Genomic DNA, 14,585 nt, shown 5'->3' on the forward strand with positions numbered 1-14,585 from the left:
CAGCAGTGAAGGACGCGGCCGGACAGATGCTCAGCATCTGTCCGGCCGCTCCACTGATCGATAGATTGGCACCATGAAGCTCGAGCTCCGCGGGATCACAAAGCGATTCGGATCTCTCGTCGCGAACGACCACATCAGCCTCACCGTCGAGCCGGGGCAGATCCACTGCCTGCTCGGCGAGAACGGGGCCGGCAAGTCGACGCTGATGAACGTCCTCTACGGGCTGTACACCGCAGACGAGGGCGAGATCGTCCTGGACGACGTGGTGCAGCGATTCTCCGGCCCCGGTGATGCGATGGCGGCCGGTATCGGCATGGTCCACCAGCACTTCATGCTCATCCCGGTGTTCACCGTCGCCGAGAACGTGATGCTCGGCCACGAGCAGACCGGCTTCGCCGGCAGCCTCGACCTCGGTGCGGCCCGCGCACACGTGCGCGCGGTGAGCGAGCGCTTCGGGTTCGAGGTCGATCCGGACGCGATCGTCGGGGACCTCCCGGTCGGCGTGCAGCAGCGCGTCGAGATCATCAAGGCGCTCTCGCGGGACGCCAAGGTCCTCGTGTTCGACGAGCCGACGGCTGTGCTCACGCCCAAGGAGACCGACGAGCTGATGGGCATCATGCGCCAGCTCCGCGACGAGGGCACTGCGATCGTCTTCATCACCCACAAGCTCCGTGAGGTCCGCGAGGTCGCGGACAAGATCACGGTCATCCGCCTCGGCAAGGTCGTCGGAGAGGCTGATCCGGAGTCTACGAACACCGAGATGGCGGCCCTCATGGTCGGCCGGGCGGTCGAGCTCACGGTCAAGAAGGGCGAGCCGAACCTCCGCAGCGGCGGGCTCGTCGTGGACCGCCTCCGCGTCATCGACGACGCGGGACAGATCGTCGTCAACGACGTCAGCTTCGAGGTGCGCCCAGGAGAGGTGCTCGCGATCGCCGGAGTGCAGGGCAACGGCCAGACCGAGCTCACCGAGGCGATCATCGGGCTTCAGGGCAAGGCGACCGGGAGCATCACCCTCGACGGCGAGCAACTGCTCGGCCGCAGCGTGCAGGGGATAATCGACGCCGGAGTCGGCTTCGTCCCGGAGGATCGCAAGGAGGACGGCCTGGTCGGCGAGTTCAGCGTCGCCGAGAACCTCATCCTCAACCGCTCGACCAACGGCGGGCCGTTCTTCCGGCTCGCGACCCTGCAGCGCAAGGTGCTCGACGCCTTCGCCCGCGAGAAGATCGACGAGTTCGACATCCGCACCCAGGGCCCGGACACGGCAGCAGGCCGGCTGTCCGGCGGAAATCAGCAGAAGGTCGTCCTGAGTCGCGAGCTCAGCCGTGAGCTGAAGCTCTTCGTCGCCTCGCAGCCGACGCGAGGCATCGACGTCGGCTCCATCGAGTTCGTGCACGAGCGGATCGTCGAGACCCGCGACTCCGGCGTTCCGGTGATCGTCGTCTCGACCGAGCTCGACGAGGTCTCGGCCCTCGCCGACCGCATCGCGGTGATGTACCGCGGCGGGATCGTCGGCATCGTCCCGGGGAACGCGCCGCGCGAAGTGCTCGGCCTGATGATGGCGGGCGAGCTGCCCGGCGCCGCCGTGGAAGAGGAGGTCGGCTCGTGAGCGACGTCGCCGAGAAGAAGAACGTGACCGAGGCCGCACCTCGGCAGAACACCGTCATCCGCGACATCCTCTCCGGCTCCGCGCTGCGAGCCGTGCTCGCGATCATCCTGGCGATGGTGATCGGCGGCATCCTGATCGCCGCGACCAGCCCGGGCGTGCAGTCGGCGCTCGGCTACTTCTTCCAGCGACCCGGAGACACCTTCGCGGCGATCTGGGAGGCCGTCTCCGGCGCATACGCCGCGCTGTTCCGCGGCGCGATCTACAACTACAACGCGCCGAACTTCGTCCGTGCGATCAAGCCGATCACCGACACCCTGAACTTCGCGACGCCGCTGATCGCCGCGGGACTCGGCGTCGCCCTCGCGTTCCGGGTCGGCCTGTTCAACATCGGCGGCCGCGGCCAGATGCTCATGGGCGTCGCGGCGGCGTCGACTGTCGCCTTCACGGTCCAGGCCCCGCTGCTGATCCACCTGCCGCTCACCATCATCGCCGGCCTCGTCGGCGGCATGGTGTGGGGCGGGCTCGTCGGCTTCCTCAAGGCGAAGACGGGTGCGCATGAGGTGATCCTCACGATCATGCTCAACTTCATCGCCTACTACTTCATCTCCTGGCTGCTCGCGACGCCGGGGCTGCTGCAGCGCGCGGGCGGATCGCAGCCGATCTCCCCGCCGACCCCGAACACCGCGCAGTTCCCGCTGCTGTTCCCCGCACCGCTGTCGGTGAACGCCGGCTTCCTGGTCTCCGTCGCCGCCGTGGTCTTCGTCTGGTGGCTCATCGAGCGGTCCAGTCTCGGGTTCAGGATGCGCGCGGTGGGGGAGAACCCCCACGCGGCACGCGCGGCCGGCGTCAACGTCGGACGCACGATCGTGTACGCGATGGGGATCGCCGGGGCCCTGGCAGGACTCGCGGGCGTCAACCAGATGTCCGGCACCATCACCAGCGGCTTCGAGGCGGGCATCGACGCAGGCATCGGCTTCGACGCGATCACGGTGGCGCTCCTCGGGCGCAGCAGGGCGTGGGGCGTGCTGTGGGCCGGCATCCTGTTCGGCGCGCTCAAGGCCGGCAGCTTCACGATGCAGACCTCGCAGGACATCCCGGTGGACATCGTCCTCGTGGTGCAGGCGCTGATCGTGCTCTTCATCGCGGCGCCGCCGCTGATCCGGGCGATCTTCTTCCTCCCGAAGGACGGCGCGCCGCGACCTGCACGTCGCGCGAAGAAGGAGGTGGCCGCGTGAGCGCCATCGCAGCAACCACGGCCGCCGACGGCACGATCCAGCGCGAGACCGTCCGCCAGCGCAGCTTCAAGCTGCCCATCGCCCTCGGCATCGTGTCGGCGCTGATCCTGCTGCTGGCATTGCCCGCCGGGCGCAGCGGCACGAGCGTGTTCCGCCTCGCGGACCGCACCTCGTCGCTCGCCCTGCCCGACATCGGCGTCCCGACCTGGCCGACCGTGTTCGTCTGCGCCCTCATCCTGGTCGCCCTCACCGCGTACGCCGCAGCGCAGGTCGCCCGGTACCGGCGCGTGGGGATCTGGCTCCCGATCGTGTTCGCGTTCGTCGCCGTCTTCGCGTTCCTCACCTGGTCGGCCGCCGACGGGCTCGTGCCGGTGACCGGCCTGCTCTTCGGCGCCGTGTCGCTCTCCGTGCCTCTGATCTTCGGCGCACTCGGCGGCGTGATCGGAGAGCGCGCCGGCGTGGTGAACGTCGCCATCGAGGCGCAGTTCCTGCTTGCGGCGTTCTCCTCGGCCCTCGTCGCGTCGATGACGGGCAGCTACATCGTCGGCATCCTCGCGGCGATGGTGGGCGGCGCTCTCGTCGCCGCGGTGCTCGCGCTCTTCGCCATCCGCTACATCGTCGATCAGGTCATCGTCGGCGTCGTCCTCAACGTGCTGATCACGGGCCTCACGAGCTTCCTGCACGGTGCCGTGATGAGGCAGAACGAGGGACTCTTCAACACCCCGCCTCGGCTGCCGCGCATCCCGATCCCGCTGCTGCACGAGATCCCGGTCCTGGGTCCTGTGCTCTTCAACCAGACCCTCATCGTCTACATGATGTACATCGCGGTGCCGCTGGTCGCGTGGGCGCTCTACCGCTCGCGCTGGGGCCTGCGCCTGCGCGCGGTGGGCGAGCACCCGCAGGCGGCGGACACCGTCGGCATCAAGGTCAATCCGACCCGGTTCTGGAACCTGCTCCTCGCCGGCTCGATCGCCGGTATCGGCGGCGCTTACTTCACCCTCGGCTCGGTCGGCGCATTCGACAAGGAGATGACCGACGGGCTGGGCTTCATCGCACTCGCCGCAGTCATCTTCGGCGGCTGGGATCCGATCCGCGCGACGCTCGCGGCGCTGCTCTTCGGCTTCTCCATGAACCTCGAGACCCTGCTCAGCAACCTCGGATCCCCGGTTCCCGGCGAGTTCATGAAGATGCTCCCGTACGTCGTCACGGTGCTCGCGGTCGTCGGCTTCGCCGGCAAGGTCCGCGCGCCCGCCGCCGACGGCAAGCCGTACATCAAGGAATGACGATGACAGACATCGACTGGGACGAGCTCCGTCAGGTCGCCACCGACGCGATGACCAAGGCGTACGCGCCGTACTCGCGCTACCGTGTCGGGGCGGCGGCCCTCGTCGGCGACGGCCGCATCGTCGCCGGCTGCAACGTCGAGAACGCGTCCTACGGCGTGACGCTGTGTGCGGAGTGCGCGCTGGTCGGCGACCTGCACATGTCGGGCGGCGGGCAGCTCGTCGCATTCGTGTGCGTCAACAACGACGGCGAGACGATCATGCCGTGCGGCCGCTGCCGCCAGCTGCTCTACGAGCACGCGATGCCCGGAATGCTGCTGGAGACCGTCTCCGGCATCCGGACGATCGATGAAGTACTGCCGGATGCCTTCGGCCCCCGCGATCTGGAGGACGCACGATGAGCGTTGAGCCCTACGACGCCGTGGACGTCATCCGCGCCAAGCGCGACGGCGGCGCGGTGCCCGAACCCGCCCTGCGCTGGATGGTCGACGCCTACACGCGCGGCTATGTGTCGGACGCGCAGATGGCATCGTTCGCGATGGCGGTCTTCCAGCGCGGCATGGAGCGCGACGAGATCCGCGTGCTCACCGACGCGATGATCGCCTCGGGAGAGCGGATGAGCTTCGCCACCCTCGGCAAGAAGACCGTCGACAAGCACTCGACCGGAGGCGTGGGAGACAAGATCACGCTGCCGCTCGCGCCGCTGGTCGCCGTCTTCGGCGTCGCGGTGCCGCAGCTGAGCGGCCGGGGACTCGGCCACACCGGCGGCACGCTCGACAAGCTCGAGTCGATCCCCGGCTGGCGTGCGGCGCTGAGCAACGAGGAGATGTTCGCGCAGATGCAGTCCGACGTCGGTGCGGTGATCTGCGCCGCGGGCTCCGGCCTCGCGCCCGCCGACAAGAAGCTGTATGCGCTCAGGGACGTCACCGGCACGGTCGAGGCGATCCCGCTGATCGCCTCGAGCATCATGTCGAAGAAGATCGCCGAGGGCACCGACGCTCTGGTGCTGGACGTGAAGTTCGGCTCCGGCGCGTTCATGCAGGACATCGACCGCGCCAGGGAGCTCGCGCGCACGATGGTCGCGCTCGGCACCGACTCCGGCGTCGCGACGACGGCGCTGCTCACCGACATGAACGTGCCGCTCGGCCTCGCCATCGGCAACGCGAACGAGGTCCGCGAGTCCGTAGAGATCCTCGCCGGCGGGGGACCTGCCGATGTGCGCGAGCTGACCGTCGCACTCGCCCGCGAGATGCTCGCACTCGCGGGGCAGCCGGATGCCGACGTCGAGGCCGCTCTCGACGACGGCCGTGCGATGGACAGCTGGAAGGCCATGATCCGCGCGCAGGACGGCGATCCGGACGCAGAGTTGCCGACGGCCCGGGAGACGCACGTCGTGACGGCTCAGGCGGACGGCGTCCTCACCCGCATGGAGGCGCTGCCGTTCGGCATCGCCGCCTGGCGGCTGGGCGCAGGGCGCGCAAGGGCCGAGGACCCCGTGATCTTCGAGGCAGGCATCGACCTGCACGCCAAGCCCGGCGATCGCGTCACCGCGGGGCAGCCGCTCTTCACCCTCTCGGCGGCCGATGAGGCGCGGTTCCCGCGCGCGCTCGAGGCGCTCGAGGGCTCGTGGGAGATCGGCGACCCTTCGTCAGGCTCAGGGACCGGATATGAGGCTGGGTCGATCGTGCGCGAGCGCATCACTGCCTGACGTCCGCGACCACTAGCCTGAACTGAGCACTTCCGCGACCGAGAGGAATCCCATGTCGATCGATGCGAACGGCGATGTCACGATCCAGGGCGCGTCCCTGCGCAGCCTGCCCAAGGTGTCGTTGCACGACCACCTCGACGGTGCCCTGCGCCCGGCCACGATCATCGAGCTGGCGGATGCCGCCGGTGTCGCGGTTCCGGAGACGGATGCCGCGGCGCTCGGGAAGTGGTTCGCGACGCAGAGCGACTCCGGCTCGCTGGTCGAGTACCTGAAGACCTTCGATCTGACGACCGCGGTGATGCAGACGCAGGAGGGCCTCACCCGCGTCGCGCGGGAGTTCGTGCAGGATCTCGCCGCAGACGGCGTCATCTACGGCGAGGTCCGCTGGGCGCCCGAGCAGCACCTCACCCGCGGGCTGACGCTCGAGCAGACCGTCGAGGCCGTGCAGCAGGGACTCGAGGAGGGCGAGGATGCGGCTGACCGCGCAGGCCACAGCATCCGCGTCGGCCAGCTCATCACCGCGATGCGTCACACCGACCGCGCGCGAGAGATCGCGGAGCTCGCGGTCGGATTCCGCGGACGCGGTGCCGTCGGCTTCGACATCGCTGGTCCGGAAGACGGCTTCCCGCCGTCGAACCACCGTGCCGCCTTCGACTACCTCGCCGAGAACTTCTTCCCGGTGACCGTGCACGCCGGCGAGGCGGCAGGGCTCGCCTCCATCCGCTCGGCGCTGCTGGACGGGCGCGCGCTGCGCCTCGGACACGGCGTGCGCATCGCCGAGGACCTCCAGGTCGTGACAGAGGAGGGCGACGAGGTGCAGGTGCAGTTCGGCGACCTCGCGCGCTGGGTGCGCGACCGGGAGATCCCGCTGGAGATCTCGCCGTCGTCGAACCTGCAGACGGGCGCGATCGCGGCGTGGGGCAAGACCCTCGCCGATCACCCCTTCGACCTCCTGTACCAGCTCGGCTTCGCCGTCACCGTCAACGTCGACAACCGCACGATGAGCGCGACGTCGCTCACGCGTGAGCTGGCGCTGCTCGTCGAGGCGTTCGAGTACGATCTCGACGATCTCGAGGCGTTCCAGTTCAATGCGGCTTCCGCGGCCTTCCTGCCCGTCGAGGAGCGGGAAGAGCTCGTCGAGATGATCGCCGAGGGCTTCGACATCTGACGGTGGCTTCCGGGGGGAAGCGGCGCCGGATCGGCGTCGCACTGATCGTCTGCGGTGCCGTGCTGCTCGCCGGGGGTGCTGCTGCCGCGTTCGCGTGGGTGAACCGCGTTCCGGCCGACCCGCTTCAGAGGGAGGGCTTCGCGGCTCTCGAGCATCCGCTCACCCCGGCCCAGCAGCTCGTCGCCGATGCGGACGATCCGCTGGCGTGCGCCGTCACGTTCGTCGGCGAGGGGGCGCCGGAGGCGCCGATGCTGCAGCGGCAGGACGCGCTTTACCAGATGCTGCCGATCCCGGTGCAGGACGGTCGAGTGTTCGGCGGCTGGTACGCCACGCAGGCGGATGCCGCGGCCTTCATCGTCGCCGCCCGCGTGAACGGCGCGGACCCCGTCGTGTGCGCCGATCAGCAGGTCGAGCTGTTCGCCGGGTGGAAGAGCCCCGAGGAGAACGTCGCGGAGAACGCGCAGATCCCGATCCTGATGTACCACCAGTTCACGGCGGACCCGGAGGGGGAGTCCGGATGGCTGCGCGGCAACTACGCGTACATCGGCGACTTCGAGGCGCAGATGAATCACATCGCGACGACGGGCTTCTATCTTCCGACGTGGGACGAGCTCGGCGCCTTCATCGACGGCAGGCTCTTCCTCCCGGCACATTCGGTGATCATCACCGACGATGACGCCGACCAGACCTGGTTCGACCTCGCAGTTCCCGTCGTCGAGAAGCACGGGGTGCTGACGACGTCGTTCATGGTCACTGCGTACCGGCAGGATCCGCCGCCGTCGATCTACGTGCTGCGCCGCTCGCACACGCACGATATGCACCAGGCCGGTGACGACGGCAAGGGGCGGATGGTCAACTGGACGGCGGAGCAGATCGCCGCGGATCTGAGCGCGTCGGCGGGCGTTCTCGGCGTGAGCGAGGTGATCGCCTACCCGTTCGGGCACCACAACGACACGGCCAAGCAGGGCGTCACGCAGGCCGGCTTCGAGATGGCGCGGACGATCGAGCCCGGATACGTCGAGATCGGCACGGACAAGCTCGCCCTCCCGGTCGTGCGCATCGACTACGGCATGGGGCTCGACTCGCTCATCAGGCGCATCGGCTGAGGCGCGGCAGGCGGCAGGATGGAGAGGTGAGCGCAGCATCCGTCTTCATCGCCGGCCCCGCATCGTGGAACTCGATCGTGGTCCTCGACCGCCTTCCCGACCCCGTGCCCCACATGCAGTTCGCCGAGGACAGCTGGGAGACGGTCGGCGGCACGAGCGCCGGCAAGGCCCTGAGCCTCACCGCGCTCGGACGATCGACGGTCCTCCACGCGCTCACGGCCGACGACGAGCCGGGCGGGCGCGTCAGGGCGGCGCTCGCGGCAGCCGGCGTGCGGACGCGCTGGGCGCGAGGCGATGCGACCGAACGGCACCTCAACCTGATGACCCGCGAGGGCGGGCGGGTGTCGCTGTATCTCTCCTCGCCGTCCGCCACCGCAGGCGGTGACGACGAGGCCCTGGGCGTCGCCATGGCGGCCGCCGACGTCCTCGTCCTCGATCTCGCGGCCGAGCCGCTGCGTCTGCTTCCGCTCGCGCAGGCCACCGGCCGGCCTATCTGGGTCGATGTGCACGACTACGACGGCGAGTCCGAGTTCCACCGTCCGTTCCTCGCGGCAGCCGACGCCGTCTTCTGCAATGCGGACCGGCTCGACGACCCGGTGGCATTCCTCCGGTCATGCATCGCCGGCGGTGCCACGCTCGCCGTCTGCACACTGGGTGCGGAGGGCGCGGTGGCGGTGGACGCCGACGGTGTCGAGCATCGCGTGGCCGCGGTGCCGGTGCAGGTCGTCGACACGAACGGGGCGGGGGATGCGTTCCTCGCCGGCGTGCTCGACGCGCGCCTGTCCGGTGAGCCGGTTCCTGTGGCCCTGGCCGTCGGGGCGCGATCGGCATCCGCCGTGCTCGGCACCCGTCACCTGCATCCGCTCCTGGATGCGGTGCTGGGCTGAGGTTCCCCGGATCTCAGGGCTCGCGCAGCGCGTCCTGACGCACCGTCACGGCATCGCGGACAGCGGGGAACAGCGGATGCTCGGGATCCAGACCCGTCGCCAGGGTCGTGAACGCCGTCGCCTCCGTGCTGCGCAGCAGCGTCTGCAGCTCGACGGACTGCTCGTCGGCCGGGTCGTCGAACTCGAGCGCCGCGGCGACGGCCGAGACGAGGGCCTGCGCCGGCAGACCCCGCTCCGCGGCCATCGCCGCGGGGCCGATGAACCGCTCGTGCCGCGAGATCTTGCGCAGCGGCTGACGGCCGACCCGCTGCACGGTGTCGACGAGCGCGGGGTTGCGGAACCGCTCGAGGATCGTGGTGCGGTACTCGGCGAGATCGGCGGGGTCCAGCCCGTGCTCCGCCACCAGCACCGCCGACGTCTCCTCGAGCGCCGCCGTGACCCGCGCGGCGATGCCGGGGTCTGCGAGCGCGTCGGAGATCCGCTCGATGCCGGCGAGGGCGCCGAAGTAAGCCGTCGCCGCATGTCCCGTGTTCACCGTGAACAGCTTTCGCTCGATGTACGGAGCGAGGTCGCCGACGAAGTGGGCGCCGGGGATATGCGGCAGCGCGCCGCCGAACGGCGCCGATTCGATCGCCCACTCGAAGTACGGCTCCACGGTGACGTCGACGCCGCCGTCCTCCGGCTGCGCCGGGACGATCCGGTCGACCGCGGTGTTGGCGAACACGGCCCTGGAGAGGATCGCGTCCGCGTCCGGTCCGGCGGCTGCACCGACCTCCTCCCGAAGGAGGTCGGTCGCACCGATCGCGTTCTCGCATGCCATCACCTGCAGCGGTGCGGAGTCGGGAGAGCGGCGGGCCAGTCCCGCCACGATCGCCGGCGCCACGAACCGCAGCACCGTCGGTCCGACCGCGGTCGTGACGACGTCGGCCGATGCGACCTCCGCTGCCACGGCATCCGGATCCGTCCTGCTGTTCACGGCTCGGAAGCCGGTGACCACATGGTCGGTCCCTCCGGGGCCGGCCTCACGCACGGTGTACGAGTCCACCGCGTTGATGGCATCGACCAGCGCATCGGCGACGTCGGAGAACACGACCTCGTAGCCGCCCTCATGCAGCAGCAGGCCGACGAATCCGCGTCCGATGTTGCCGGCCCCGAAGTGGACAGCCTTCATCAGTCGTTCACCGCCGAGAGCCGGGCGAACAGTTCGTCCGGAGTCTGCGCGGCGGCGAGCCTCTCGACCTCGTCCTCATCGGAGAACAGGATCGCGATCTGGGAGAGGATCTCGAGATGCTCGTCGCCGCGCCCGGCGATGCCGACGACGAACGTGACCGGGTCACCTGCCCAGTTCACGCCTCCGTCGTATCGCACGACCGAGAGCGCGGATGCGAGGATCGCGTCCTTCGTCTCGTTCGTGCCGTGCGGGATGGCGAGGCCGTTGCCCATGTAGGTGGACACGGTCTCCTCCCGCTGGCGCATCGCGTCGACGTAAGCGGGCGTGACGGCCCCGGCCGACACGAGGATGTCGGTGGCCTCCTGGAGGGCGGTCTCCTGAGTCGCTCCGCCGTTGTGGATGCGGACCTGTCCGAGGGTGAGGACGTCCATCATGCCTCCTTCCGCTGCTCGCGCACCATCTCGACGACCTCTTCGTACTGCGGCGCGTTCATGAAGTTGTCGACCGAGACATGGATCGACTTCGGCGACTGCGCCTTGGCGCGGTCGGTGAGCTGCTGCTGCGTGATCACGAGGTCGGCAGTTCCGTCGAGGTTCGCGATCGCCTGGTTGACGACCGTGACGTCCTCGATGCCCGCCTTCTTGAACCTGTTGCGCAGCACGCTCGCGCCCATCGCGGACGATCCCATGCCGGCGTCGCACGCGAACACGATGTTCCGGATGGGCGAGGTGAGCACCGCGGTGCCGCCCGCTGCCGCAGCCGAGAGACCCGAGAGTGCGCTGGAGGACTTGCCCTTGTTCGCCTCGGTCCTGGCGATCGCCGCAGCGAGCGGGTCGCCGGCGGCGGCCTCCGCGAGGATGTCGCGCCGACGCGATGCCAGCAGGATCGGCGCCGAGATCGCGAAGCTGACGGCGGCGGAGAACACCACAGAGCAGATGACTCCGATGTGGCTGCCTGGCGCGGTCTGGATGAGCACCGCGAAGATGGAGCCGGGGGCGGCCGGTGCGACGAGCCCCGATTGGAACAGCATGTTGGTGAGCACGCCCGTCGCGCCGCCGGCGATCAGGCCGACGATCAGCAGCGGCTTCGCCAGCACGTACGGGAAGTACACCTCGTGGATGCCGCCGAGGAACTGGATGATGAACGCACCCGGCGCGGTGGCGCGGGCAACCCCCACGCCGAACAGGGTGATCGCGAGGAGCATGCCGGCACCGGGGCCGGGGTTCGCCTCGACGAGGAACAGCAGGCTGCGTCCGACCTCCTGCACCTGCTCGGTGCCGAGAGGAGTGAACACGCCGTGGTTGATGGCGTTGTTCAGGAACAGCACCTTCGCGGGTTCCACGATGATGCTCGCGAGCGGGAGCAGTCCTGTCTCGACCAGCCAGCCGACGGCCCCGCCGAGCAGGTCGGTCAGCCAGCGCATGATCGGCGCCAGCCAGAAGAACGAGGCGAGAGCCATGAAGAACGCCACGAACCCGGCCGAGAAGTTGTCGACCAGCATCTCGAAGCCCGGCTTGATCCGACCCTGCCAGGGCTTCTCCACCCACTTCAGGATGAGGGCCGTCAGGGGGCCGGCGATCATCGCGCCGAGGAACATGACCGTGCCCGTGGCGCCGCTGATGACGCCGAACGCGGCGACAGCGCCGACGACCCCGCCACGCACGCCGTGCACCATGCGACCGCCCGTGTAGGCGATCAGGGCAGGGAGCAGGTAGGTGATGATCGGGCCGACGAGGCCCGGGTACTCGACACCGCCGACCTCGCCGCCGCCGAGGATCGCGGAGTCCGCCCACCGCCAGGCCTCGACCGGGCTGTTGCTGCCCAGCCAGCCGTCGGGGATGAACAGCGCGGTGATGAATCCCCAGGCGATGAACGCCGCGATATTGGGCATGACCATGCCCGAGAGGAACGTGCCGAATCGCTGCACGCCCACACGGATCCCGCCCGTGCTCGGTGCGGCTGCTGACGTCGTCGTCATGATGTCGTCTCCTTCTGGTGAGGGGATAGTGCCGCGGCGGCTTCCGCCACGGCGAGGCGTGCACCGGCGGCGTCGTCCGCCGCCAGTGCGATCTCGGCGAGGCGTCTGGCCTCGTCGGGGGTGCGCTCGGAGAGCGCCAGCCGCACGTCGGAGAGCGCGGACGGGGCCATCGACAGGCTCGTCGCTCCCAGACCTGTCAGGACCACGGCGAGCAGCGGATCCGCGGCGGCCTCGCCGCAGATGCCGACCGGCTTGCCGAGCCTGGCGCCGGCGTCGCCGACCTCGCGCACCAGGCGGAGGACCGCCGGATGCCACGGGTCCTGGAACCCGGCCACGGAGCCGAGCATCCGATCGGCGGCCATCGTGTACTGGGTGAGGTCGTTGGTCCCGATCGACGCGAAGTCGGCGTGCGCGAGGACGCGGTCGGCGAGCAGGGCGCTCGCCGGGATCTCGACCATGACGCCGGCGGTCTTCAGCCCGTACTCCCGCGCGAGCGTCGTGAAGTAGCGGGTCTCCTCGACGGTCGCCACCATCGGCGCCATCACCCAGAGCTCGGCCTCGGTCTCGGCATCCGCCTCCGCGAGCGCGGTGAGCTGCTCCCGGAGGATGTCCTCGCTCGCGCGCAGGGCACGCAGTCCGCGCAGGCCGAGCGCCGGGTTCTCCTCGTGCGCGTCGTTCAGGAACGCCAGCGGCTTGTCGGCGCCGGCGTCGAGCATCCGGACGACCACCTTCTTTCTCGGGAACGCCGCGAGCAGCTCCCGGTAGGCCTCGCGCTGCTGGGAGACGGTGGGCGCCTGCGCCGACGAGAGGAACAGGAACTCGGTGCGGAAGAGCCCGACGCCCTCGGCGCCGCGAGCCACGGCATCCGCCGCATCGGACGGCTTGCCGAGGTTCGCGAGCAGCGCGATCGGAGTGCCGTCGGCGAACGCTCCCGGCGACGCGGGAAGCGCGTCGGCGGACTGCCTCGCGGCCGCCCGCTGCGCGGCCCTGGTGAGCTCGTCGGCGGCCGGATCGGTCGTCACCGTGCCGGCGGCGGCATCCACGATGACCGTCGCGCCGTTCTCGAGGTCCCTGGCCTCGGCGGTGCCCACCACCGCGACCATCCCCTTCTCGCGCGCCAGGATGGCGGTGTGCGACGTGGGCCCGCCGTCGGTCGTCACGAGCGCGAGCACCTGCGTCAGGTCGAGCAGCGCGGTGTCGGCCGGAGCGAGATCACGGGCCACCAGCACGAACGGATGGCCCGGATCGGGTACACCGGGAGCGGGCACGCCGCGCAGCCGCGCCAGCACCCGCTGGGCGATGTCGTCGAGGTCTGCCGCGCGTTCGCCGAGGTACCCGCCGACCGCCTCGAGGGTGGCCCGGAAGCCGGCGAACGCGTCGTGCACGGCCCATTCGGAGGTTCGGCCGTCGTCGATGCGGGCATCCACCTCGTCCAGGAGGGTCGGATCCTCGGCGATCATCGCCTGCGCCTCGAGCACCTCCTGCGCGGCGCCGCCGGCGGAAGCACCCCGCGCGGTCAGCTCGGCGGACACGTCCGCGATCGCCTCGCGGACCCGAGCGCGCTCGGCTTCGGCCCCGAGCGCGCTCGGGACGTTCTCCGGGGCGGGCAGCGCCTCGGCCATGCGCGCGACGGGCCCCTGGGCGACGCCCGCGCCGATTCCCACTCCGCGCAGGATGCTCATCCGGCGCCCTCCTCGTCGTGATCGGTGGTGAGGAGCCCGGACAGCGTGTCCAGCACCGCCTCGGCGCCCTCGCCGTCTGCGGAGAGCGTCACGTAGTCGCCGTGCTCGGCACCGAGGGCGATGACACCGAGGATGCTGGCGGCGTTGACCGCCTTACCGGAGTCCTTCGCGATCGTGACGGGGATGCCCGATTCCTTCGCCGCCTGGGCGAAGAGCTTCGCCGGGCGGGCGTGCAGCCCGTGCGATGATCCGATCCGGACGGTGCGCGATTCAGCGGTCATGATGTTCCCTTCTCGGAGGCCTCGGCGTCGAGGGCCAGTGCCGATCTCACGAGCGCGAGGGTGCGCCCGCCGTCACGGTCGGTGAAGACGTCTTCTGGCAGGGGGAGCACGGCGCCAGCCGCCTCGTCGCGGATGGCGCGCAGCCGGTCGGCGAGATGCGGGCCGACGAGGATGAGATCGGCGTCGGCGCCTGCCACGGCGTCGGCGCTGCCCGCGGAGCAGTCCCACTCCAGACCGGCCGCCTCAGCCGCGCGGCGCAGCCGCAGTGCGACGAATGTGCTGGACGCACCCGCGCCGCAGACCACCAGGATCCTCATCGATGCCACCTTCCTGCCTCCATTGTGGAAACGGGCAGCGGGCGGTGCCACCAGGATCCTTTCCGCCCCTGCGGAAAGCTCCGCCAGGCCCCGGTGGCGCCGGTTGCTGACATCATGGAGACGCCGGCACGATGTCGTCGCCGCACCGGAACGAGTCGGAGGG

At 70.1% G+C, this 14,585-nt stretch carries 14 protein-coding genes; 8 read left to right on the forward strand and 6 right to left on the reverse strand.

Translation table 11 applies throughout. The annotated features are described in order from the left end of the window. Nucleotides 1–73 precede the first annotated feature (73 nt). The 8 genes from IPV10_RS10855 to IPV10_RS10890 are packed head-to-tail and all read left to right on the forward strand — an operon-like array spanning nt 74 to nt 8,993. The gene (locus IPV10_RS10855; RefSeq protein ID WP_207483646.1) at nt 74–1,606 is read left to right on the forward strand and encodes an ABC transporter ATP-binding protein; all 1,533 of its coding nucleotides are present in this window, start codon (nt 74–76) and stop codon (nt 1,604–1,606) included. Next, nucleotides 1,603–2,841, forward strand: a complete 1,239-nt coding sequence (locus tag IPV10_RS10860; RefSeq protein WP_307861107.1) for an ABC transporter permease — start codon at nt 1,603–1,605, stop codon at nt 2,839–2,841. Before IPV10_RS10855 ends, IPV10_RS10860 begins: the two co-directional genes overlap by 4 nt. Further along, nucleotides 2,838–4,124 (forward strand): ABC transporter permease, encoded by a 1,287-nt coding sequence (locus IPV10_RS10865; protein WP_207483648.1) that lies wholly within the window; start codon nt 2,838–2,840, stop codon nt 4,122–4,124. The genes IPV10_RS10860 and IPV10_RS10865 overlap by 4 nt, the downstream gene beginning before the upstream one ends. Before the next feature lie 2 nt (nt 4,125–4,126). Further along, a complete protein-coding gene (locus tag IPV10_RS10870) occupies nt 4,127–4,525 on the forward strand; it encodes a cytidine deaminase (protein WP_207483650.1) in 399 nt (132 codons plus the stop codon). Further along, nucleotides 4,522–5,832: a thymidine phosphorylase gene (locus IPV10_RS10875; protein WP_207483652.1), complete on the forward strand. Its 1,311-nt coding sequence runs from the start codon at nt 4,522–4,524 to the stop codon at nt 5,830–5,832. The genes IPV10_RS10870 and IPV10_RS10875 overlap by 4 nt, the downstream gene beginning before the upstream one ends. Before the next feature lie 52 nt (nt 5,833–5,884). Beyond that, nucleotides 5,885–7,000 carry an adenosine deaminase gene (locus IPV10_RS10880; protein ID WP_207483654.1) on the forward strand — a complete coding sequence of 372 codons (1,116 nt, stop codon included), beginning with the start codon at nt 5,885–5,887 and terminating at the stop codon, nt 6,998–7,000. Between the two features lie 2 nt (nt 7,001–7,002). Further along, nucleotides 7,003–8,106, forward strand: a complete 1,104-nt coding sequence (locus tag IPV10_RS10885) for a polysaccharide deacetylase family protein (protein ID WP_207483657.1) — start codon at nt 7,003–7,005, stop codon at nt 8,104–8,106. A 26-nt stretch (nt 8,107–8,132) separates the two neighbouring features. Then, nucleotides 8,133–8,993, forward strand: a complete 861-nt coding sequence (locus tag IPV10_RS10890; protein WP_307861108.1) for a carbohydrate kinase family protein — start codon at nt 8,133–8,135, stop codon at nt 8,991–8,993. 13 nt (nt 8,994–9,006) lie between these two features. Here IPV10_RS10890 and IPV10_RS10895 read toward each other — a convergent pair whose 3' ends face one another. From IPV10_RS10895 to IPV10_RS10920, 6 genes are read right to left on the reverse strand one after another with little or no spacing between them, the layout of a single operon-like run. Continuing rightward, nucleotides 9,007–10,164, reverse strand: coding sequence for a mannitol-1-phosphate 5-dehydrogenase (locus IPV10_RS10895; protein ID WP_207483659.1), 1,158 nt, complete (start codon nt 10,162–10,164; stop codon nt 9,007–9,009). Continuing rightward, complete coding sequence (locus IPV10_RS10900; protein WP_207483662.1) at nt 10,164–10,595, reverse strand: PTS sugar transporter subunit IIA; 432 nt, start codon at nt 10,593–10,595, stop codon at nt 10,164–10,166. Before IPV10_RS10900 ends, IPV10_RS10895 begins: the two co-directional genes overlap by 1 nt. After that, nucleotides 10,595–12,142 (reverse strand): PTS mannitol transporter subunit IICB, encoded by a 1,548-nt coding sequence (locus IPV10_RS10905; RefSeq protein WP_207483664.1) that lies wholly within the window; start codon nt 12,140–12,142, stop codon nt 10,595–10,597. The genes IPV10_RS10900 and IPV10_RS10905 overlap by 1 nt, the downstream gene beginning before the upstream one ends. After that, nucleotides 12,139–13,824, reverse strand: a complete 1,686-nt coding sequence (gene ptsP / locus IPV10_RS10910; RefSeq protein WP_207483667.1) for a phosphoenolpyruvate--protein phosphotransferase — start codon at nt 13,822–13,824, stop codon at nt 12,139–12,141. Before ptsP ends, IPV10_RS10905 begins: the two co-directional genes overlap by 4 nt. Further along, nucleotides 13,821–14,105, reverse strand: coding sequence for an HPr family phosphocarrier protein (locus IPV10_RS10915; protein WP_207483670.1), 285 nt, complete (start codon nt 14,103–14,105; stop codon nt 13,821–13,823). Before IPV10_RS10915 ends, ptsP begins: the two co-directional genes overlap by 4 nt. Beyond that, entirely contained in the window at nt 14,102–14,422 is a 321-nt protein-coding gene (locus tag IPV10_RS10920) for a PTS sugar transporter subunit IIB (RefSeq protein WP_207483672.1), read from the reverse strand. The genes IPV10_RS10915 and IPV10_RS10920 overlap by 4 nt, the downstream gene beginning before the upstream one ends. Nucleotides 14,423–14,585: the final 163 nt, after the last annotated feature.

It is taken from the genome of Microbacterium sp. SD291 (genome assembly GCF_017355365.1).
GTDB lineage: Bacteria > Actinomycetota > Actinomycetes > Actinomycetales > Microbacteriaceae > Microbacterium.

Excerpts from the sequence above, each read along its gene's own strand:
- IPV10_RS10900 (WP_207483662.1), bottom strand. The coding sequence starts at position 10,595 with ATGGACGTCCTCACCCTCGGACAGGTCCGCATCCACAACGGCGGAGCG.
- IPV10_RS10895 (WP_207483659.1), bottom strand. The coding sequence starts at position 10,164 with ATGAAGGCTGTCCACTTCGGGGCCGGCAACATCGGACGCGGATTCGTC.
- IPV10_RS10875 (WP_207483652.1), top strand. The coding sequence starts at position 4,522 with ATGAGCGTTGAGCCCTACGACGCCGTGGACGTCATCCGCGCCAAGCGC.
- IPV10_RS10920 (WP_207483672.1), bottom strand. The coding sequence starts at position 14,422 with ATGAGGATCCTGGTGGTCTGCGGCGCGGGTGCGTCCAGCACATTCGTC.
- IPV10_RS10855 (WP_207483646.1), top strand. The coding sequence starts at position 74 with ATGAAGCTCGAGCTCCGCGGGATCACAAAGCGATTCGGATCTCTCGTC.
- IPV10_RS10870 (WP_207483650.1), top strand. The coding sequence starts at position 4,127 with ATGACAGACATCGACTGGGACGAGCTCCGTCAGGTCGCCACCGACGCG.
- ptsP (WP_207483667.1), bottom strand. The coding sequence starts at position 13,824 with ATGAGCATCCTGCGCGGAGTGGGAATCGGCGCGGGCGTCGCCCAGGGG.
- IPV10_RS10905 (WP_207483664.1), bottom strand. The coding sequence starts at position 12,142 with ATGACGACGACGTCAGCAGCCGCACCGAGCACGGGCGGGATCCGTGTG.
- IPV10_RS10880 (WP_207483654.1), top strand. The coding sequence starts at position 5,885 with ATGTCGATCGATGCGAACGGCGATGTCACGATCCAGGGCGCGTCCCTG.
- IPV10_RS10915 (WP_207483670.1), bottom strand. The coding sequence starts at position 14,105 with ATGACCGCTGAATCGCGCACCGTCCGGATCGGATCATCGCACGGGCTG.